Source organism: Listeria tempestatis, from assembly GCF_963575625.1.
Taxonomy (GTDB): Bacteria; Bacillota; Bacilli; order Lactobacillales; family Listeriaceae; genus Listeria; species Listeria tempestatis.
In genome coordinates, this window is record NZ_CAUYTK010000002.1 from 340,314 (window position 1) to 362,034 (window position 21,721).

Below are 21,721 nucleotides of genomic sequence, written 5' to 3' on the forward strand. Positions count from 1 at the left end.
AATTTAATGGCTAAAATTAAACAAGATATGCCATTTAGTTAGGAGAATAATATTTTATGAACATGCGAGTTACTGAAAACAAAAGAGTCGCAATAAGTATTATCGTGCCGCTTTATAATGTGGAAGAAGTCATCTTAGAAACTTTAAAAAGTATTGAAGCTCAAACATTCGATCATTATGAGGTATTACTTATTGATGATGGATCAACAGATAGAACAATTGAAATTGTAAAAGAGTTTATTAAGAATCATAAAATGTTTAAACTGATTCAACAAGAGAATGCGGGTCCAGCAGTTGCTCGAAATCATGGACTTCGAAATGCTGAGGGAGAGTATATTTGTTTTGTTGATAGTGATGATATTATCCCAGAAAATGCACTTGATTTAATGTACCAAGCTGCTCTAGATAATCAAGCTGATTTAGTCACAGGGGCAACTAAGCGATTTAATTCCGAGAAAGAATGGTTCATACCTTCTCATGTGGAGCATAATATCGCAAAACCTGGAAATAAAACAATTTTCAAAAACCCAGAATTGTTTTACTCAATAGGACCGTGTGCTAAATTATATCACCATAAGTTAATTGAGGACCGCTTTTTCCCTGAAACAATTAGGTACGGGGAAGATCAACCTTTTGTTCTCCATGCTTTGTTAAATGCCGAAAATATTTATACGGTAGAAAAAGTTGTTTATTATTACCGTTTAAGAGACGGAGAAGGGGAGTCTTTAACACAATCCGTTTATAAAGATCCAGTGCGTATTTTGCAATCTGTATTTGATGTGTTTGACTACGGGGAGAAGGAAATTCAAAGAAGCAAAATACCTGAAAATATTGCTTTAGAGTACTATAAACGTGTATCTAGTGTTGAATTCTGGGCAGCTTTAAAAGCATCTACTGAGAGTAAAAATGCTGATATTCAAAATACATGCTATACGATGATTTTAAATTGGTTTGAAACGAAATCGGAAAAATTTTTAAATTTAATTCCATCTTTTCGTTATTTTTTATTGTATAGTACGATTGACCGAGCGAACTATATAAGAAAAAACGCTAAAGATTCCTATCGTAAATTGATTACTTATTTATGGACGAAACAAAGGGAAGAAGCAAAAGAGGCTTTTATTAAAACCTACCCAATATATTACCAAGCAGCCATTGGGATTATAACTAATGATAATTGGAAAAAAGCGAAAAGAATTTCCAATCGATTTATTGTTCGTTCTAAGTTAAAAACACCTCGTCTTGTAAATGGTTTTGCGCGAAGAATCTTATTTAAATGCGTGTCTTTCTTACCAAAAAAAGATTTTCTTGTGCTTGCGACTGAAAGAAGTGTAAAGCTTGAAGGAAATTTACTGGCGATTTATGACTTTATGTTTTACAACAACCGTACTGAACGTATATTTGTTTTTTTGAATAAAAAGCGAAGTTGGTTAGAAATATTGCAACTTTATTATGTTTTAGGGCGCGCTAAAAATATTGTATTAGATGATTATTACAATAAAATTTATGGCTTGAAATTCAGCAAACGATCAAATGTTATTCAATCGTGGCATGCTGCTGGAGCTTTTAAAAAGTTTGGCTTTAGTGCGTTAGAGGGCAATGATTCGAACACTGAAGAATTTGAGTCACGGGCGCATTCTCCTTATTCTGCTGTTTTAACAAGTTCTGAGGCTATTGTCCCGCAGTATATGGAGGCATTTCATAAAGATAAGTCTCAAATATTCCCAATTGGGGTGCCCCGGACGGATATCTTTTTTGATGCGGATTATAAGCAATATATTGAGGAAGTATACCGGAAACAATATCCCATTTTACGTGAGAAAAAAGCCATTCTTTATGCGCCAACATTTAGAGGCGGACCTGACGAACGGAAGAATTTTTCTGTTGTGATGGATATAAAAAAAATGCGTGATAGTCTAAGCGATGATTATGTCTTAATTTTAAAGTTTCACCCGATGATTAAAAATATTACAATGAATATTGATTTAGATGATCCTTTTATTATCTTAATCAATTCAACAGATGATATAAACGATATCATGCTATTTAGTGATGTTTTAATTACCGACTACTCTTCTGTTATTTTCGAGTATAGTATCATGAACAAACCAATGTTTTTCTTTGCATATGATATTGATGATTATTTTGATGAACGAGGTTTTTATTTTAACTATGAGGAAATGATTCCGGGAAATATTTATAAGACAACGGATCATTTGGTTGAAGCAATTAAATTTGACCAATTTGATTATGAAAAGTTAGTTTCGTTTAGGAAACAATTTATGTCTAGTATTGATGGTCATTCCACACGTCGCTTTATTGAAACTTTTTTAGATAATAAAGGGGAGAGAGTATGATTTCAATTATTCAAGTAGGTTCTAGGGAACAAGTAGAAGAAGTACTTCCGAAATTAAATGCGGCTGAAGGTGAATTCATCCTTTTAAATGGAAATGAATCAGATATTGTCACTTCCCAAATGCTTACGTTCGCTAAAAACTTTAAGGAAGTTATGGCAAGTGCAGATATTCATTATTTTCAAAAAAATCCTGTCTTTTTAAAAGAGACAAAGAACTTTTCTTTTGAAAAAATAGAGTTAGACGCTAGCTTAAATTATATCGATGAAGTTGAGCTTTCTGTGCCTAGCTATCTTGAACAAGAGCCCTTTTTAATCTTTGAAGAAAACTATCATTTTATGTTGATTCGTCGAAAAGAACTTTTAAACGCAGCAAGTGAGCTTGATGCTAGTGATAATTTTGAAGAGTTAATGTTTCAGTTGCTTTCAAAAAATCAATTTATCGTCAAACAAAAAGTTTTAGAATTTCTAGATGATGTTGCACCCCCGAAAAAAGCTGAAGTACGTGTGGAGGAAGTTTTTGAAAGGTATACGTTTTTAAAGTTGCGACAAGAGAAGCATAGCTCGATTCGTTTGCTGAATCAAAAATATAATATTAACACCTTGAATTATTTAATTAGGGAACAAATCGGTCCGTATTTTCAACAACTTATTCTTGAAAAAGAAATAACTAAAGCAGAAGGATTTTTAGCTAGCTTTCTAAAAAAATTAGAGCAATTAGATAAAATGATTGTGTCTGATTTAGTCTCACTTGGCTATTTTTTCGTGCAAGTTCCAATCGAAAATTATCAAAATGTAAAGAGCAATTCATCGTTTGTTCAAACGTATTTACAGTTTAGTACATTTTTATTTGATCAAATGCATTTCAATTCAAGACAATATTATTTGCGCTTTTATCGTCAAACAACAAATGCATTATACAAAGCTGTGCGAGCAAATTCTGATAAAGAACTACAAAAATGTAATGAACTGTTTTTTAGTAAATAATTTGATAACAAAGTGAAGTTAGCTAAAAAACTAGCTAGCTTCTCTTTATAGGTGAGGGGATGAATATGGAGATAAAAAAACTGAATAAAAAGTGGATATATGGGGTTAGTTTTGTCCTCCCCATTTTACTAGTCGTCATCGCACAATCAATAAACGATATGTATTTTTGGGGAACAAAGACGTTTTTGGCAGCTGATTTGAAAAGCCAATACATCTCATTTCACTATTTGTTACATGATTTACTTTATGGAAAAGCGAACTGGAGTTTCACCTTTCAAGGCGGAATGGGTGTAGGAACACTTGGAATAATTGGTTACTATTTGATGAGCCCATTTTCGTTCATCATCGCTCTATTTCCAAAGGACTTATTAGTATATCTTATTCAAATTGTTTACTGGATTAAAGTAGGTCTCGCAGGGTTATTTATGGCCATTTATTTAAAGAATACGTTTAAAAAAATTACATGGTGGATAATTCCACTTGCCATTAGTTATGCGCTATCTGGTTTTATTGTTGTTTACCAGTCGAATATTATGTGGCTTGATGTCGTGTACATCTTCCCAATTATTATGCTTGGTGTAGACAAACTAATTCAAGATGGCAAGTCTGGAATATTAATTTTTGGTGTTACATATGCACTTGTCACGAACTTTTATATTGGCTATATGGCTTGTATCGGAGCGTTCCTATACTTTTTAATTCGGATTTTTGAACTTTTGGAAAGACCATTTTCTTTTTGGAAAAAGTTCTTCCATTTCGTTTCTTCTGGAATAATCTCTGCATTATTAGCGGCACCAATTGTTGTGCCAGTTGTACTAGAAACACTTTCGGCACCCAAAAAGGACAAAGTCATTGAATGGTTTAAATTTGATTTAACTGAACCAATCCATACATTAAGTAAATTTTTAACAGGCGTTCAATATCCGCTTGTTGATGTGAATCAAAATGCGCCCAATGTTTACGTCGGTATTTTTATTCTATTATTAGTCGTTTTGTTTTTCTTAAATCGAAATGTTTTGCTAAAAACTAAATTGTTGTGGTTAGCTGCATTAATAGTATTATTCATTGCGACACAAAGCGTTGGAATGAATTATGTTTTTCACGGATTTGCAGAACCAAATGGTTGGCCATATCGTTATATTTTCATTTTTTCTGCCTTTGCAATTGTGATGGCTGCAAAAAGCATCGATGTATTTTCAGGGCTTAAAATGTATCAAATTTTAATTGTTTTATCGGCGATGCTATTATTATTTATATGGCTTTACTCGAATAATAAGGAAATCATCTCAAGTAACATTTTAGTCACCAATGCAATTATGCTTATTTGCTTAACAATAGGCCTTATTGGATTGGAAAAGTTTCCTAAAATAGCCATATCTTGTTTAGTTTTACTCGTTGCGGCGGATTTACTGATGAATACCTATCAGACGAACCGCGTCTATCCAGCAGAAACCTATGAACAATATCAACAATTTGATAAAGAAAAAAAAGCGATTGTCTCTAAACTAGCTAGTGATGATTTTACTAGAATGGATTTTACGAGCCAACAACCATTTCGAAATAATGATTCATTCCGCTATAGTTTTGATGGTATAACCAATTATAATACACTTACACATAAGCGATTGAATCAAAATTTAGGAAAAATCGGCTTTTTGACAACCCCGTCAATGGTGTGGTTACGCTATGAAGGGAACACGCTAATTACAGATTCATTGTTTGGAGTAGCTTATAACGTGCAACCTAAAAATAGTCAGATTACAAAAGAGGGCTTTAAGAAAGTGTTGCAAACAGATTCCTATGACGTGTATCAAAACCAAAACGCGCTTTCCTTAGCCTACATCCCGCAAGTTGATTATCAAACAATTAGCAGTAAACTTGAAGATTCTTCCATCAATTATTTTGAAAAGCAAAACCTTCTTTTTTCGAAAAAAGGGAGTGAACTATCGTACTTCCAAATGACGACCCCGGTAAAATGGACGACAAAAGGGCTAACTGTGTCGCGAAATAGTCAAAATTTAACGCTCAAAAAAGATCAACAAGCAACTGAAGGAAAGCTAGAAGCACAAATTGAGATCCAAAAACCATCGCAACTTTATTTATCATTAAATGGCATAACAAATAGTGCTACACCGTTACAAATATTTGTGAATGGTAAACAAGTATCGCACTCTACTTTTGAAGTAGCACCGCATATCATTAATCTTGGTGAACAAAAAGCGGGCGTTACGACAGTGAGCTTTGTAGTTCGAAACCCGGTTGAGAATATCGGGGGACTTCAATTTGCTAAATTAGATTTAGAAATGTTCCAAAATCGTGTAAATGAATTAGAAAAAAGTAACTTAGACGTAGAGAAAATACGTGAAAATAAACTAGAAACGAATTTTGTCGCGAAAGAAAAAGAAACCGTCCAATTTACAATTCCATATAGTAAAGGTTGGAGTGCGAAAGTGAACGGGGAGAAAACAGATATAACCCCACTTTATAATGAAAGCTTTGTTGGGGTTACGGTGCCTAAGGGGAAAAACCAAATTGTGCTTAGCTATACTCAACCTGGACTTCTTGCTGGATGCCTTGCGTTAGTCGTTGGCGCTATGCTCTTATTTTGGTTAAGATTTAGAAGAAGGCGTTCCTAAAGTTTATACGGAGAAGGATAGCTTCTTTTTACAATCTTTTATGTTACAATATAGCTGTATGAGCTTTCAAACTTTAGAAATAAAGGAGAATAAAGAAATGATTTATGCTGAAATTCTTGCCGGGGGTAAAGGTACCCGAATGGGAAATGTGAGTATGCCAAAGCAATATTTACCACTAAACGGTAAACCTGTTATTGTGCATACAGTTGAAAAATTTATTTTAAACGCGCGTTTTGATAAGATTTTTGTTGCTTCACCAAAGGAATGGATGAATCACACTGAAGATGTTCTTAAAAAACATATTCATGATGACCGAGTCGTTGTGATTGAAGGCGGCACAGACCGCAATGAAACGATTATGAACGGAATTCGTTATGTAGAAAAGAATTTTGGCTTAAACGACGATGATGTGTTAATCACTCATGATGCTGTTCGTCCGTTCTTAACGCACCGAATCATTGAAGAAAATATCGATGCAGCTTTAAAACACGGAACTGTAGATACGGTAATTACGGCAACGGATACCATTGTTGAATCAACTAATCATGAATTTATTACAGACATTCCAGTACGAGATGTAATGTATCAAGGCCAAACACCACAAAGTTTTAACATGAAAATGATTTATGGCCACTATAATGCGCTATCTGCTGAACAAAAAGAAATTTTGACAGATGCTTGTAAAATTTGCTTGTTAGCTGGTGAAAAAGTGAGTTTAGTAAAAGGGGAAATCTTTAATATTAAAATTACGACACCATATGATTTACAAGTAGCGAATGCGATTATACAGGAGCGGATAAATAATGATTAATCAAGTATATAGGCTCGTGTCTGAACGACAATTTGAAGTTGCAAATATTGATGAAACATTGACGGAGGATGTCGTTGTTGTTCGCCCCACATATCTTTCGATTTGTGCGGCCGATCAGCGTTACTATACTGGTTCACGTGGAAAAGAAATTCTAGCTAAAAAACTTCCAATGGCACTCATCCATGAAGGTGTCGGTGAAGTCGTTTATGATGCGAAAAAAGAATTTCCAATTGGCACAAAAGTTGTCATGATTCCAAATACACCCGTTGAAACAGACCCTGTTATTGCAGAAAATTATTTACGTTCAACGAAATTCCGTTCAAGCGGATTTGATGGACTCATGCAGGATAATGTTTTCATGCGCCGAGATCGTCTTGTTGAGTTACCAGAAGATATGGATATGTCAGTTGCCGCTTTTTCAGAGCTCATTTCAGTAGCCGTTCATGCGCTACTACGCTTTGAATCACGCGCCGATCAAAATCGCTCTTCTTTTGGTGTTTGGGGAGATGGAAATTTAGGTTTCATCATGACATTACTTTTAAAAGATAAATACCCCGATGCAAAAGTCTATATTTTTGGGAAAACACCGTACAAACTAGATTTCTTCTCGTTTGTAGATGGCGCATACAATATTGATGAAATTCCGGAAGGGCTTGAGATCGATCAAGCGTTTGAATGTGCAGGAGGCAGAGGTAGCCAGTACGCAGTCAGCCAAATTATTGACCTTATCAAACCAGAAGGAACTATATCGCTACTCGGCGTATCGGAATATCCGATTGAATTTAATACACGTATGGTGCTCGAAAAAGGACTTACTGTTTACGGAAGCAGCCGTAGCGGACGTGTTGATTTTGAAGAAACTGTTCGTTTCTTACATGAAAATAAACGTGCTGTTGAATACTTAGCCAATTTAGTTGGAGAAATCCATGATATTCGTAGCATTCAAGATGTCATCGAAGCATTTGAATCTGACTTACGGAGCCCGTGGGGGAAAACGGTTATGTCGTGGAACATATAAGAAAAAAGGCGTCGCTACGGCGGCGCTTTTGTAAAAGGGACAAAGAATCTGGAGTGTGATGAAAATGAAGCGTATGTTAGCTTCCGTATATATGAGTTTCGTCAAGGTAATTGCCTTCCTTTGTCGCATGTTTAAACGGCAAAATAAAGTGGTCATGCTGATTACTTTTCCTGATAGCCCAGAACAAATTGCAAAAAAAATGGTAGAACTTAAAGTTACGCCTGAAACAATCGTTTTTTACGATCCTCGTTTAGATACAACAAAAATCGCTCAAAATTTCATGCAAATGATTCCGATGACAACGAAAACATTGTTACGACGCATTTATCACATGAGCACAGCAAAAATCGTTCTTGTCGATAATTATTTTCCCGAGCTTGCAGCAATGAAATGGGCAGAAGGAACAATCTGTGTACAAATTTGGCATGCAAGCGGAGCACTTAAAAAGTTTGCTTGGGAAGATAAAAGCGTTGCAGGGCGAACTGCTTCGGAGCAGGCGAGGTTTAAACGCGTTTACGCGGCGTTCACTCATGTGGTAGTGGGGTCTGATGTGATGGCCGATATTTTCAAACGGTCTTTCTTAATAGACGACAGCAAGCTACTTAAAAGCGGTGTGCCAAGTACCGATTACTTTTTTCAAAAAGAAGAAGTAAATGTGATGCATGAGCGCTACCGCTCGAAGTATCGAAAGAAGACGATTTTATATGCACCAACTTATCGAGACGGCGAACTCGGTGCTGCCAAACTGCTAATTAACGTAGCCGTGATGCGCGAAAGATTGGCGAATGAATACGTGTTACTTTTAAAACTGCACCCCGCAATTGCGAGCCAACTTGACGTCTTAGAAGATGATTTTGTACGTGTGGTACCAAAAGCGGAATCAATGAAGGAAGTTTTGGCTGGCAGCGACATTCTTGTGACCGATTATTCGTCAACACCCGTTGATTTTGCATTACTTAATCGCCCAGTTTACTTCTATACGCCGGATTTAGAAACGTATGACAAGGAACGTGGCCTCGTGACGGGATACCTCGATTTAATTCCAGGGACGCCCTATCAAACGACCGAGGCACTTTCAGACGCTATTTTAAAAGAGGCTGCACGTGCTGAACAAATTGAGGCATTTAAAAAAAGTTGGAACAAATACTCGACAGGAAACGCAAGTGCAAACCTCGTTTCTTTTATTAAAAAAAATCTTTAAAAAAAGAGGGACGTACGATGAAAAAAGTGATAACTTACGGCACGTTTGATTTGCTCCACTGGGGACACATTGAGCTTTTAAAGCGGGCAAAAGCCCTTGGCGATTACTTAATTGTCGCTCTTTCAACAGACGAATTTAATGCGCTAAAACATAAAGAGGCCTATCATAGTTACCCGCACAGAAAATTAATTTTAGAAGCCATCCGTTACGTCGATGAAGTCATTCCAGAAAAAACATGGGAACAAAAGATTGACGATGTCAAAACGCATGACGTTGATACTTTCGTAATGGGAGACGATTGGCGCGGCGAATTTGACTTCCTAAAAGATTACTGCGAAGTCATATATTTGCCTCGAACAACAGGCATTTCAACGACACAAATTAAAGATGATTTAAGCTGAAACTTGTGCAATTTTTGCGCAGGTTTTTTTGCGTTCATAAATTCACGGAAGTAGTCACCCACTTGTTTTTATGCTATGATGGGGTTATTAAATTTGTTTCTGAATGAGGATAGGAGAGAACGATGACAAACTTATATCAAGATGACAGTTTAACCCTACATACCGATTTATACCAACTGAATATGATGAAAGCGTATTTTGACGATGGCTTACATGAATGTAAAAGCGTATTTGAAGTTTTCTTTCGTGATATGCCATTTGATTCTGGCTTCGTCGTTTTTGCAGGCTTAGAGCGCATTATTTCGTATATGCAAAATTTGCGTTTTACAGAATCTGACATCACCTATTTACACGATGAATTAGGATTTGATGGTCCATTTTTAGAGTATTTACGAAACTTTAAATTTAAAGGTACTATCCGTTCGGTTCGTGAAGGTGAATTTGTTTTTAAAACAGAACCAATTGTGCAAGTGGAAGCGAGCTTAGCAGAAGCACAGCTCATTGAAACGGCACTTTTAAATATTGTAAATTTCCAGACATTAATCGCAACAAAAGCGGCACGAATTCGTGAAGTCGTGGAAGATGAAAGCCTGGCAGAATTTGGAACACGGCGGGCACAAGAAATGGATGCGGCGATTTGGGGAACTCGTGCGGCATACATTGGCGGCTGTGATTCAACAAGTAACGTGCGTGCTGGAAAGATTTTTGGCATTCCCGTTTCTGGAACGATGGCACATGCGATGATTCAAGCATACCGAGATGAGTATGAAGCATTTAAAAGCTATGCGGAAAGTCATAAAAACGCGATTTTTCTAGTAGACACATATGACACGCTTAAATCAGGCGTACCGAATGCTATTCGGGTAGCGAAAGAACTAGGCGACAAGATAAATTTTATTGGCATTCGTTTGGACAGTGGGGATATGGCGTTTCTATCTAAAAAGGCACGCCAAATGCTTGATGAGGCAGGATTCCCGGATGTTAAGATTTTCGCGTCAAGCGATTTAGATGAACATACGATTCTATCTTTGAAAGCACAAAAAGCGAAAATTGATTCTTGGGGTGTGGGCACGAAATTAATTACAGCATATGATCAGCCAGCGCTTGGTGCAGTTTATAAAATGGCGGCTATCGCAGATGAAAACGGTGTGCTACAGGATTCTATTAAGCTGTCGAGTAACACGGAAAAAGTTTCCACCCCTGGTAAGAAAAAAGTGTATCGTATCATCACGACGGACGAAGGTTTGAAGGCGGAAGGCGATTATGTAGCGCTTTCGGATGAATCTTTGGATGGTGTGGAGGAACTAACGATGTTCCACCCAGTGCATACGTATATTACGAAAACGGTGCGCCATTTTACAGCACGGGAGCTTCTTGTACCGATTTTTGAGGACGGGGAACTCGTATATGAAGTGCCTACTTTAGAAGAAATTAAGCAGTATAAAGAAGACAATTTGGCACTACTTTGGGATGAATATAAACGGACAGTGCGTCCAGAACAATATCCAGTTGATTTAAGTGTGAAATGCTGGAAAAACAAAATGAGAAACATCGAGAAAGTACGCAAAAGCGTTCAGCTTCATTCACCAGTCGATTTAGATATACCATTTTAAACAAACACGAGCGACTTTCTTTTTCTAAAAGTAGGTCGCTGTTTTGATAGGAGGATTTTTATGTTGAGAGAACAAATTATACGTGAGATGCACGTTTTACCGGAAATAAACCCACAAGAAGAAATTCGGAAAAGTGTTGATTTTTTAAAGGCTTATTTGAAGAGACATCCGTTTTTAAAATCGCTTGTTTTAGGTATTTCTGCTGGTCAAGACTCTACTTTAGCAGGGAAACTAGCTCAAATGGCAATTACCGAACTTCGCGCCGAAACAAATGATGCATCCTACCAATTTATTGCCGTAAGCTTACCATATGGCAAGCAAATTGATGAAGCTGATCGCACGGATGCGCTCGCCTTTATTGCGCCTGACAAAACGATTACCATTAACATTAAAGCTGCCGTTGATGCGAGCGTCAGCACACTGGAACAAGCTGGTGTGACGCTTTCTGATTTTGCTAAAGGGAATGAGAAGGCAAGAGAACGCATGAAAGCTCAATATTCCATCGCAGCGATGTATCAAGGGACGGTTGTTGGGACGGATCATTCTGCGGAAGCTGTAACTGGTTTTTATACGAAATACGGGGACGGCGGGACGGATATTAATCCGCTTTTCCGCCTCAATAAACGACAAGGTAAGGCTCTCCTTAAGGAACTAGGATGTCCCGTACATCTTTATTTAAAAGAACCAACAGCAGACCTTGAAGATGATAAACCTGCGCTGCCGGACGAAGTAGCGCTTGGCGTATCTTATAACGAGATTGATGATTACTTGGAGGGACGCACTGTTACAAAGGAAGCTGCACAAAAAATTGAAGAGAGATATATAAAATCCATGCATAAACGTCATATGGCGATTACGATATTTGATGATTTTTGGAAATAGGAGGCATGTAAAATGAAGATGGGATTTGGATTATTCACGACTTTTATAGCTCATCCAGGTCAGCAAAAAGCGCTTGCAGAAATTTTACTTGAAAGTGCTTCTGCTCTTGAAAAAGAAGCGTCTTGTCTTTCCTACATCGTTGGCATATCTGAACAAGATGAAAATATTGTTTATGTGACTGAAATTTGGACGGACGAAGGGCATCACCGCGCTGCGCTTGAAAACCCAGCTACGAAAGCGGCAATTGAACGGGCGATGCCACTCATTGCAAATGTGGAACGCAACAAGGAACTGGATATTATTGGTGGAAAAGGATTATAAAATGAAAACGATTATGATTGTTTGTGCAGGCGGTGCTACTTCAGGCTTAATGGCACAATATGTTGTGAAAAGTGCGAAAGAACAAAACTTAAACGCCGTTCTTCTTTTTCCGGAGGATGTAAAACGGAAAGTTGATTTTTTTCAAAAAAATAAAGATCGTGATGTTGTGTTTTTCATGGGTCCTGTGTCGGCAATTACGAGTGCGCACTTTCGCGATTTTAAAGAACAAGTGGACGCCGTTTTGGTTGCCCCGCAAGTGAGCTATATGTATTCGGAGGTGGAGAAAATTTTGGGAGAAATAGGGATTCCGAGTGCGAAAATAGATTCACTTGCGTTTGGTCGCATGCAGGGCAATAAGATTTTAGAGCAGGCGCTCGAGCTCGCCGGTGAAATCTAGGGTTGCAACTTTTGATACAAGACGTTAAAATGTAAGAAGAATGAAAGGGCAAGCGATTGTCCTTTTCTTATTTTGTGGTTTGAGCCGACTATCTCGGCTTAATTTTATAGATAAGGTGGTTTTGGAAAAAAAGATGAAAGAATTTCTAGAGCAAGAAAAGATTATCGTTTTGGATTTTGGGAGTCAGTATAACCAATTAATTACGAGACGTATCCGCGAATTTGGTGTTTATAGTGAGCTTCATCCGCATACGATTACGGTAGAGGAAATGAAGGCGCTAAATCCAACTGGTATTATTTTCTCAGGTGGCCCAAACAGTGTTTATGATGAGGGAGCATTCCGCTGTGATGAGGGCTTGTTTGAAATGGGAATTCCGATTTTAGGTATTTGTTATGGTATGCAACTTATGACTTTACACTTTGATGGTAAAGTGGAACCTGCAAAGGACCGTGAATACGGAAAAGCAAACGTACATCTAGAAATTCCAAACCATTTATTTGCTGGTATTCCAACTGATCAAACGGTCTGGATGAGCCACGGTGACCTCGTTGTTAAAGCGCCGACCTCGTTTGACGTTATCGGAACAAGTAAGTCTTGCCCAGTTGCGGCGATTGCTGATGAGAACAAAAAAATGTACGGTGTCCAGTTCCACCCGGAAGTGCGCCACTCAGAATACGGCAACGACCTGCTTAAAAACTTTGCTTTAAACATCTGCGGTTGTAAAGGCGACTGGTCGATGGAGAACTTTATTGATGTAGAAATCAAAAAGATTCAAGAGCTTGTTGGGGATAAAAAAGTGCTCCTAGCGCTCTCTGGTGGGGTTGATTCTTCTGTCGTTGGCGTTTTAATCCACAAAGCAATTGGTGATAAGCTTACGTGTATTTTTGTTGATCATGGCTTACTACGTAAAGGTGAGGCTGACCAAGTTATGGCAACCCTTCAAGGCGAGTTCAACATGAATATTATTAAGGTGGACGCAAAAAAACGTTTCATGGACAAACTAAAAGGCGTTTCAGATCCAGAACAAAAACGTAAAATCATCGGCAACGAATTCATTTATGTATTTGATGATGAAGCAAGCAAACTAGATGGTGTGGAATTCCTTGCACAAGGTACGCTTTATACGGATATCATTGAAAGCGGCACAGCAACGGCGCAAACAATTAAATCGCACCATAACGTTGGTGGCCTTCCAGAAGACATGCAATTCCAATTGATTGAGCCACTCAATACGCTTTTCAAAGACGAGGTTCGCGCTCTTGGAACGGAACTCGGTATGCCAGACGCAATTGTGTGGCGCCAACCTTTCCCAGGTCCTGGCCTCGGTATTCGCGTACTCGGTGAGGTAACGGAAGAAAAACTAGAAATCGTCCGCGAATCCGATTTTATCCTAAGAGAAGAAATTAAAAATGCTGGTCTTGAACGCGAAATCTGGCAATACTTCACGGCTTTACCAAACATCCGAAGCGTAGGTGTCATGGGTGATGGCCGCACATACGATCATACCGTTGTCCTTCGTGCTGTAACAAGCATCGATGGCATGACCGCTGACTGGGCTCGCATTCCGTGGGACGTGCTGGAGAAAATTTCCGTACGTATCGTAAATGAAGTGAAACATGTAAACCGCGTCGTGTATGATGTGACAAGCAAGCCACCAGCGACGGTGGAGTGGGAATAAAGAGCCAACATAAATTGAAGTGAGAATGCCTATTTTAACGCATTTTTTGGAATGTAAAACGGATAAAATGAATTAAAAATAACATAGTTCCCTGCCAAAAACCCTGCCAAGATATTTTCTTAGCAGGGTTTTAGTTATAATAAGTTATACATGCTATAGGGGATACCAGTTTCTTTTATTATATGCTCTTTAGTTATAGTTTCGTGTTCGTAGTAAATAAGGTTGAATGTAAGTAATTTAACTGCAAATTCGTTTGCTTCACGCTCGTATTTTCCTAGTACCTCATGTGTTTCTTGTATAAAAAACATACTACTTTCTTCGTGAAGTAGACAGTGCCCTAATTCGTGCGCACAAACAAACTTTTTTTTATATTCATCTAAAGAACTATTGATTACTATATGAGTTTCATTTAGATAATCAATAACTATTCTCTCTCCTTTTATACTTGATGGGAGTTCGCTCTCGGTAATAAAAAAGCCTAGCTCCTCGGCGATTATATATGGATTATTTGTATCAAATGAGGAGACTATGTCTTTTACTACAGAATCAATGTATTTACTCATGGTTATACTCCTGTATGTTTATTTGTTTTCTCTCTATTGATTTCTTTTTCTATGTGTTTCTAATCTTTCCCAAAATAGCCCTTCAAGGAATCCTTTTAATTTTGCTTCATCTTCTTTCGTGAGCTTAACGCCGTCATAGCGCATTTCTTTATTTGAAGTTAAGAATTTTTCAAGCTCGAGAACATCGGTTTTTGTTGCCCATTCTGGAATCTCGTTTTCTAAAAAAGGGTTGTCAGTTCTTTCTAATAAATAATCTGTTGAAACATTAAAGTAATCTGCCACGAGTTGAAGTTTATCGCTTGAGGGCGCTTTAGTACGCCACGCATAAATTGAATTTTCGCCAATTCCTGCGGCTTTTGCTACTTCTTGTAAAGATACTTTTTTTTCATTGGCTAAAGATTTTATACGCGAAAATGTAGACATATCAACCATCCTTAAAGCCTTAGAAAATAATTTTATTAAATTTGATAAAAACATTTGACTTTTATTAAATTTAATGATAATATTTATTTACAGGCTAGTTATTCAACTTAATAAGACAACAAATAAGAGCCGAAAATTTACGTTCCCCAACGTGTTATGGCAAATTGTTTGCTTATTTTGTCATGGTTTTATTTTATCAAATTTAATAAAAAAAGTCAATATTAAGTTGAATGATTAGTCAATATAATAGAATAGGAATATTTAGGGTGGTGAAAACTTTGAAAATACATACCTATGAAGTAGAAATTTATGTGCGATTCAATGCTATGGATTGCCAAATCTTTAATGTGACAGTGAAGTTATTTGAAAAAAATAAAGATAAAGCAATTAAGGTAGCTAAGAGTAAAATCATTGCTCGGTTCAAGAAAGAACAGAAAGAATTTAAAATGATTCGACTTGTTTGGATAGATTACGAGGGTTATGAAGAAAAGACTCTATATGATTGTTTTGTTGATTTGAAACAAAAAGAATTGTCAAAAAACACAATTATGAAAGTGATGAAAATTACTTATCATGAGTATTGCTATTTCAATAATTACTTCGAAGGAAAAACTAGAAAATTGACTAAACAGAAATATAAGGAATTAAGCAAATTTATGTCAGATGAAAAAATCAGACGTAAGCATCAAATTCCGAAAAGTGAGTTCATAAAATTTTTAAAAACTAATTAAAACTGAATAACTTGGAGGGTGTCACTCCAATATCAACGGCACGGCGGTTACAACTGGTTAGGAGAAACAAGACTATGTGCAAACATAGAAGCAACTCATGCGGTTGGGCGGTTCTAACAAGCTATTTTTAGCTTATACATAAAATTTCTAGGGGTGAAATGATGGAAACTAAACTAGAAAAAAGAAAACGAAGAAATGAGCAAGTGAGTTTCATACGTGCCATGATGTTTTTAAAAACAGAACAGGAATTACATGTTGCTAGAAGATTGTATAAAAAACGATTTGGGAGGTCTATCAATGAATAATGTACTAAAAAGATTTATTATAGATGATTTTGGTTATGAAGCCTTAGAAAGGTGTCGCACAGTTTCTAATTTAATTAATGAAAGTGTTATTGTGAATACGCTTAATGGTAAAGTGTTAGTGTTCTTGAATCCTGATAATGAGAAAGAAGTGATTCAAGTTTATCAACATTATAAAGAACCTTTTCTGATGGTTTATAATGGCTGTTTTTGGGAAATGCAGTCTAACTTTAAGTTCAGTCAAAAACTTATGCAAGTTTTAGAAAGGTTTCATGGTGAAGATAATGAGGTATAGCACCCATTTAGTTACAAGTTTAGCCATTTCAATGCCAGTATTGATGTTAACAGATAATGTTGAAGTTATGGCAATAAGTGGTTTGACATTGGGTGCTTTGTTACCTGATATTGATGAACCCAGAAGTTTTGTTGGAAAAAGAATACCTTTCTTGCCTCATGTAATTAATAAAATATTTGGGCACAGAGGAATGACGCATTCATTAATAGCGATATTACTAATGTTTGGGATATACTTACTTTGCTCAAATATATTTACATTAATGTTAGTCTTGGGTTACTTCTTACATGTTTTAGAAGATACATTTAGTGTTTCGGGTATTGCTTGGCTGTTGCCTTTTTCGGATAGAAAGTTAGCATTTAAATTGTATAAAACGGGTGGAATATCTGAAAATCTAATATTTATAATTATGTTGGTAGTTTTAACATGTACGATTTATTTTGTTATGTGAGGGATTTAGAAAACAATAACATGGATTAATGAAACAATGTTATACTTTAATAAATAAACAAAAAAGGGTGAGCAGAATGAAGATGACGAAAAAAAATAAGATTATTATCGTAGTTTTGAGCGTTTTAATTTTAAGCGTGGGTATTGGAATTTTTGTATCGTATCAAGAGAAAGCAGAAGAAGCGAAACAAGAAGAATTGCAAAAACTTAATGCTGAAATGGATGCTGTGCAAAAAGAATTGGATTCATTTTATACAGATACGAGCAAGGAATTTATTAAAGGTGATGTAACTCTTGATCGAATTGATAATTTAGCTAAAAAGAAGACTTTTGAAAGTGAGGAAATAGATTCTGAAATTCAAACAGTAAGAAAAATGGTAGTATTGCGTGATGAAGTGGCGACACTATTAGATGATAAACAAGCATTGTCTGAAACGGTTGATATTGAAAAAGCTGAAAAACAAGCAAAAGAGTTAAGAACAGAGAAAGAAGCTTTTGTGAACGAACAGTTTAAAGTCATTAATGAAGCGAAGTCACAAAAAAAGCAAATTCAAACAGCAATTGACAAAGTGAATCAATTGTTCACAACAGTTGAGAAGAAAGACGTTAAAAATGATGTAACATGGGATATTTACAATATTGCTGAAAATGAAGTGGGTAAAATTAAACAAGAAAAAGCTAAAAATGAATTAACAACTCATCTAGCAAAAGTGTTGGATAAACTTAAAAAGCAAGATGAAGAAAAAGCTAAAAAAGAGGCAGAACAGAAACAACAACAAGAGGTACAGCAACAACAAAATAATGTGTCAAAAAATAATTCTTCTCAATCGAATAGTTATTCAGGAAATGGGAATGAGAGAAAGTCACAGTCCAATAATTCAGCTTCTAGTTCGAGCCGTTCTAATGAGAATTCAGGAAGTAGTTCTAGCTCTTCGAATAGCACAACGCCTAAAAAAAATAATAGCGGAAATTCTTCGAGTAATAGGAGTTCGAACAGTTCAGGTTCTTCAAGTCCTTCTGGAGGTAGTTCTCAAAATAATAGTGGTGGTACAAAAAGTAATAATGGTACTGTTGAAAATCCAAATAGTGGTGGAACTTCGATTTTTGAAGGTTGGGATTAAATTAATAAAATATTGAAAGGTGCTTATGAAAAAAATGAGTGCCTTTTTTTGTGAGGTGAAAAAGATGAGTATACGTTCTCCGACTGTAATAATTAAATAATTTGAATTTTATAAAAGAAAAGGAGAAACTTATGAAATTAAACAATAAATGGAAAATTGTGCTATCACTGATTACGGTGGTAGCTATTTTTATGCAAACAATTATCGCACCTTTGCTAGTTACAGCTAAAAGCACAGAAAGTAATTCTTATTTATTAGGGAAAACAGATACAGGGAAGGTAATTACCAGTTCGTCTAATCCACATCCGCTCCTTAAATCAACTGGTAATAGTTCGGGTAAGTGGAGTGCTTGGTACGGAGGATATGAAACTTCTACTTCGTTTATTACAGTAGGCGGAGAAGTTGCTTTTTGTATTGACCCTGATTTGCCATTTCCAATAAATAGAGAATATGCAGAGCAAATTTATCATGATGAAGCAATTTACAATATACTTTATTACGGTTACCCAAGGAATGGCACGAGTGAAAAAAATTATGTTGATACCTACGTAGCATTAAATGTTTATTTAAATAATTTTACGAGTCCTGCAATGAAAAGTGATTCAGGAGTTAAATATTTGCTAGATAAAGCGAATGCTAAAACTGCACCTACAGGAAAATTTGATATAACCAATAAGGTTCAAACAGCGTCTTGGAATGAAAGTACTAAGCGTCAAGAAACAGGTTGGTTTAATACTGTTTCAGAAGGAAACAATAATAAATACACGTTGAATTTACCGACAGGAATTACTGCAATAACAGAAGATGGTAGAAGCTTTACAGGTATGGCTAAAATCGATGTCAATCAAAGTTTTAAATTAGTTGCTGACGCTTCTTATGATGGGACTGTTTCGTTTGACGTTCCAACCGATGTACTTGCACCAACTGCGTTAAAATTTATTCCGAAACAAGGCGGAGTACAAAGTTTGCTGTCTGCTGGAACTGTTCGTGACCCGATTGAGGTACAAGGAATAAAAGCAATGTTTAAAGCTCAATTAGGAAATATTGAAATTACTAAAACCAGTGAAGATAATAAGGTGCTAGCTAATGCAGAGTACGATATAAAAGATTCATCGAATAAAGTAGTGGCACATGTTAAGACTGATGCGAACGGTAAAGCTACCGCAAAAGATTTAATGATGGGGAATTATTCTGTCGTTGAAACAAAAGCGCCTAACGGATTTACAATTAACACAACACCGCAAAAAGCAACGGTTAAAGCTAAAGAGACAACAAAATTAACTTTCAAAAACAAAGAGGTTTTAGGGCAGTTCAAAATCACAAAACAAGACAGTGAAACAGGTGCTAAAGCACAAGGCGATGCAATGTTCAAAGGTGCAACTTATGGTATCTACTCGGATTCTAAAGCAACGCAAAAAGTATCTGAAATCACAACTGATGCGAGTGGTAAAGCAGTATCTGAAAAACTTAAACTAGGCACTTATTACTTCAAAGAATTAAAAGCGCCACAAGGTTATAATTTGGATTCGCAAATTCACGAAGGTAAGTTAACTTACGCTAACCAAACAACGGAATTGGTATTCACTAATACAACGCTTAAAGACAATGTCATTAAAGGTAATGTGGAGTTGGTAAAATTTGCGGACAAACCTCTTTTTGGTATTTTACTAGATGGACAAAAACAAGCGCTTGAAGGTGCAGAGTTTACGCTCACGTTAGACAGCGATGGGCAAGAGTTTGGTAAAACCATTAGTGATAAAGATGGTAAAGCTTCGTTTGAAAATGTTCCATATGGCACGTACACCGTTTCAGAAACGAAGGTGCCACAAGGTTACAAAAAAGTAGCTGATTTTAAAGTCACTATTGATGAACAAGGACGCACGTATCACTATATCCTTGAAGATAAAGTATATAGCGCAGATGTGAAATTTGTGAAAAAAGATGCTGAAACGGGGAAAGTTATTCCACTTGCGAACACAGAAGTGAAGTTCCTTGATAGTAAGGGTGAGGTTGTGAAACAAAATATTAATTATCCAACTCAAAAAACACTTGAAAGCTTCAAAACAAGCGAGGACGGTACTTTAATCACACCTGAACCTTTTGTTTTTGGAGATTACACAGCTGTAGAAATTAAAGCTCCAGAAGGATATTTGATTAACACTCAACCGACAACATTTACTATTGATGAAATGAATGCGGATAGTGTTGTGGTGGTTGAAATTTCTGACATGCCAGTGAAAGGGAAAATCCAAGGACACAAAGAATTTGAAGTGATTGACAATGAAAAAACAGAAGTTAATAAGTCTGTTTACAAATTCATAGATGCGAAAGCTGTTGAATTTGATGTTATTGCAAAAGAAAATATCATGACTCTTGATGGCACCATTCGTGTGAAAAAAGGTGAGAAAGTAGACCATGTTATAACGGATAAGGAAGGTAATTTTGAAACATCCAAAGAGCTTTATCTTGGTAAATACGATTTGGTAGAAACTAAAACGAATGATGATTATGTTTTAGCTAAACCTGTTTCTATTGAACTCAAATACAAAGACCAAAATACAGCTATTGTTTTCGCAAATGTTAATGTGAAAAATTACTTGAAAAAAGGGGACATGGAGTTCACGAAGAAAGACATCACAAACGGAAAAGAGCTTCCAGGAGCGAAAATCAAAATTTACGACCAAGATAAAAAAGTCATCAGAGAGGGCACGACAGACCAAAACGGAAAAATTTACTTCAAGAAATTAAGCAAAGGTAAATACTACTTCCAAGAGTCTGGCGCGCCTGAAGGTTACCAGCTAGATGATTCTCTTTATTCTTTTGAAGTAAAAGAAGATGGTGAAATTGTGAAATGTGAAATGACGAATAAACCTACTGAAAAGTCTTTTACTATTATTCCTAAAACAGGAGATAGTGCAAATATGGGGCTCATTATTGGTGGCTTAATTCTAGCTTTTGCAGGTGGTATGTTCTTGATTGGCTCATATGCTAATAGTCGTAAAAAGAAAAGACAAACAAAATAATTTGAAAGCTCTTGAGTGATATCGAGAGCTTTTTATTTTGAAAGGAATTGGGGAAAGTGAAAGTTTTATTTAATATTTTGTTGTGGCTTATTGTTATTGCAACAAATTTGTATATCGTTATTTTAGCACTCACGTTAGTTTCAATTTCGTTTCAAGTGAACGTATGGGCAACACTTTGCTTGGCGATCGGATTGTTGATTGTCATAGTGCTATCTTTACGAGGAACTTACGAAGTCACAAGAAGTAAGAAAGGGAATGTGATAAATGAATAATGTTTATTTAGTAAAAGCAATGGTACATGGTGAAAGAATAGCCTATATTATTACCGCTCGTACTTTTACATTGGCGTATAAAGAAGCTCTAGCAACAATTGGGGCTAATAATGTAGATTTTACACTGGAATGTGTAAATAAGATAAGTATTAAAGAAATTCATGAAAGAATTATTCATTTCATGGTCGGAAAAAATATAAAATTAGCTGTACAAGCTAACTAATCTAAAGAGAAGAGGAATTT

21 protein-coding genes are annotated in these 21,721 nt (G+C 36.2%); 19 read left to right on the plus strand and 2 right to left on the minus strand.

Going from position 1 to position 21,721, the window contains the following annotated elements; genetic code table 11:
* Window positions 1-56: 56 nt before the first annotated feature.
* The 12 genes from R8923_RS04385 to guaA all read left to right on the plus strand — a co-directional run bounded on the left by R8923_RS04385 (window position 57) and on the right by guaA (window position 14,298).
* Complete coding sequence (locus tag R8923_RS04385; protein ID WP_485871540.1) at window positions 57-2,357, plus strand: bifunctional glycosyltransferase/CDP-glycerol:glycerophosphate glycerophosphotransferase; 2,301 nt, start codon at window positions 57-59, stop codon at window positions 2,355-2,357.
* Complete coding sequence (locus R8923_RS04390; RefSeq protein ID WP_485871541.1) at window positions 2,354-3,340, plus strand: hypothetical protein; 987 nt, start codon at window positions 2,354-2,356, stop codon at window positions 3,338-3,340. The genes R8923_RS04385 and R8923_RS04390 overlap by 4 nt, the downstream gene beginning before the upstream one ends.
* A gap of 65 nt (window positions 3,341-3,405) precedes the next feature.
* Window positions 3,406-5,976 carry a YfhO family protein gene (locus R8923_RS04395; RefSeq protein WP_485871542.1) on the plus strand — a complete coding sequence of 857 codons (2,571 nt, stop codon included), beginning with the start codon at window positions 3,406-3,408 and terminating at the stop codon, window positions 5,974-5,976.
* Between the two features lie 97 nt (window positions 5,977-6,073).
* A complete protein-coding gene (locus R8923_RS04400) occupies window positions 6,074-6,787 on the plus strand; it encodes an IspD/TarI family cytidylyltransferase (protein ID WP_485871543.1) in 714 nt (237 codons plus the stop codon).
* Entirely contained in the window at window positions 6,780-7,805 is a 1,026-nt protein-coding gene (locus tag R8923_RS04405) for a ribitol-5-phosphate dehydrogenase (RefSeq protein ID WP_485871544.1), read from the plus strand. The genes R8923_RS04400 and R8923_RS04405 overlap by 8 nt, the downstream gene beginning before the upstream one ends.
* A gap of 64 nt (window positions 7,806-7,869) precedes the next feature.
* Window positions 7,870-9,006 carry a CDP-glycerol glycerophosphotransferase family protein gene (locus R8923_RS04410; RefSeq protein WP_485871545.1) on the plus strand — a complete coding sequence of 379 codons (1,137 nt, stop codon included), beginning with the start codon at window positions 7,870-7,872 and terminating at the stop codon, window positions 9,004-9,006.
* 17 nt (window positions 9,007-9,023) lie between these two features.
* Window positions 9,024-9,407 carry a glycerol-3-phosphate cytidylyltransferase gene (gene tagD / locus R8923_RS04415; RefSeq protein WP_485871546.1) on the plus strand — a complete coding sequence of 128 codons (384 nt, stop codon included), beginning with the start codon at window positions 9,024-9,026 and terminating at the stop codon, window positions 9,405-9,407.
* Between the two features lie 122 nt (window positions 9,408-9,529).
* A complete protein-coding gene (locus tag R8923_RS04420; RefSeq protein WP_485871547.1) occupies window positions 9,530-11,020 on the plus strand; it encodes a nicotinate phosphoribosyltransferase in 1,491 nt (496 codons plus the stop codon).
* Between the two features lie 60 nt (window positions 11,021-11,080).
* On the plus strand, window positions 11,081-11,902 hold the full coding sequence (nadE, locus tag R8923_RS04425; protein ID WP_485871548.1) for an ammonia-dependent NAD(+) synthetase: 822 nt from the start codon (window positions 11,081-11,083) through the stop codon (window positions 11,900-11,902).
* Between the two features lie 12 nt (window positions 11,903-11,914).
* Window positions 11,915-12,223 carry a putative quinol monooxygenase gene (locus R8923_RS04430; protein ID WP_485871549.1) on the plus strand — a complete coding sequence of 103 codons (309 nt, stop codon included), beginning with the start codon at window positions 11,915-11,917 and terminating at the stop codon, window positions 12,221-12,223.
* 1 nt (window position 12,224) lies between these two features.
* Window positions 12,225-12,620, plus strand: coding sequence for a PTS sugar transporter subunit IIB (locus R8923_RS04435; protein WP_485871550.1), 396 nt, complete (start codon window positions 12,225-12,227; stop codon window positions 12,618-12,620).
* A gap of 121 nt (window positions 12,621-12,741) precedes the next feature.
* Complete coding sequence (gene guaA / locus R8923_RS04440; RefSeq protein ID WP_485871551.1) at window positions 12,742-14,298, plus strand: glutamine-hydrolyzing GMP synthase; 1,557 nt, start codon at window positions 12,742-12,744, stop codon at window positions 14,296-14,298.
* A gap of 134 nt (window positions 14,299-14,432) precedes the next feature.
* Here guaA and R8923_RS04445 read toward each other — a convergent pair whose 3' ends face one another.
* Both R8923_RS04445 and R8923_RS04450 read right to left on the minus strand, forming a co-directional pair.
* Window positions 14,433-14,861 carry an ImmA/IrrE family metallo-endopeptidase gene (locus R8923_RS04445; protein ID WP_485871552.1) on the minus strand — a complete coding sequence of 143 codons (429 nt, stop codon included), beginning with the start codon at window positions 14,859-14,861 and terminating at the stop codon, window positions 14,433-14,435.
* Between the two features lie 33 nt (window positions 14,862-14,894).
* The gene (locus R8923_RS04450) at window positions 14,895-15,284 is read right to left on the minus strand and encodes a helix-turn-helix domain-containing protein (protein WP_485871553.1); all 390 of its coding nucleotides are present in this window, start codon (window positions 15,282-15,284) and stop codon (window positions 14,895-14,897) included.
* Between the two features lie 278 nt (window positions 15,285-15,562).
* Between R8923_RS04450 and R8923_RS04455 the strand changes: the two genes are divergently transcribed.
* The 7 genes from R8923_RS04455 (at window position 15,563) to R8923_RS04485 (ending at window position 21,701) form a co-directional block, all read left to right on the plus strand.
* The gene (locus R8923_RS04455; RefSeq protein ID WP_485871554.1) at window positions 15,563-16,015 is read left to right on the plus strand and encodes a hypothetical protein; all 453 of its coding nucleotides are present in this window, start codon (window positions 15,563-15,565) and stop codon (window positions 16,013-16,015) included.
* A gap of 297 nt (window positions 16,016-16,312) precedes the next feature.
* Window positions 16,313-16,612 carry a hypothetical protein gene (locus tag R8923_RS04460; RefSeq protein ID WP_485871555.1) on the plus strand — a complete coding sequence of 100 codons (300 nt, stop codon included), beginning with the start codon at window positions 16,313-16,315 and terminating at the stop codon, window positions 16,610-16,612.
* Window positions 16,590-17,063: a metal-dependent hydrolase gene (locus R8923_RS04465; protein WP_485871556.1), complete on the plus strand. Its 474-nt coding sequence runs from the start codon at window positions 16,590-16,592 to the stop codon at window positions 17,061-17,063. The genes R8923_RS04460 and R8923_RS04465 overlap by 23 nt, the downstream gene beginning before the upstream one ends.
* A 76-nt stretch (window positions 17,064-17,139) precedes the next feature.
* Entirely contained in the window at window positions 17,140-18,183 is a 1,044-nt protein-coding gene (locus R8923_RS04470) for a toxin Cry1Ac domain D-VI-related protein (RefSeq protein WP_485871557.1), read from the plus strand.
* A 131-nt stretch (window positions 18,184-18,314) separates the two neighbouring features.
* Window positions 18,315-21,206, plus strand: coding sequence for a SpaA isopeptide-forming pilin-related protein (locus R8923_RS04475; protein ID WP_485871558.1), 2,892 nt, complete (start codon window positions 18,315-18,317; stop codon window positions 21,204-21,206).
* Window positions 21,207-21,262: 56 nt separating this feature from the next.
* Window positions 21,263-21,478 (plus strand): hypothetical protein, encoded by a 216-nt coding sequence (locus R8923_RS04480; RefSeq protein ID WP_485871559.1) that lies wholly within the window; start codon window positions 21,263-21,265, stop codon window positions 21,476-21,478.
* Window positions 21,471-21,701, plus strand: a complete 231-nt coding sequence (locus R8923_RS04485) for a hypothetical protein (RefSeq protein WP_485871560.1) — start codon at window positions 21,471-21,473, stop codon at window positions 21,699-21,701. The genes R8923_RS04480 and R8923_RS04485 overlap by 8 nt, the downstream gene beginning before the upstream one ends.
* Window positions 21,702-21,721: the final 20 nt, after the last annotated feature.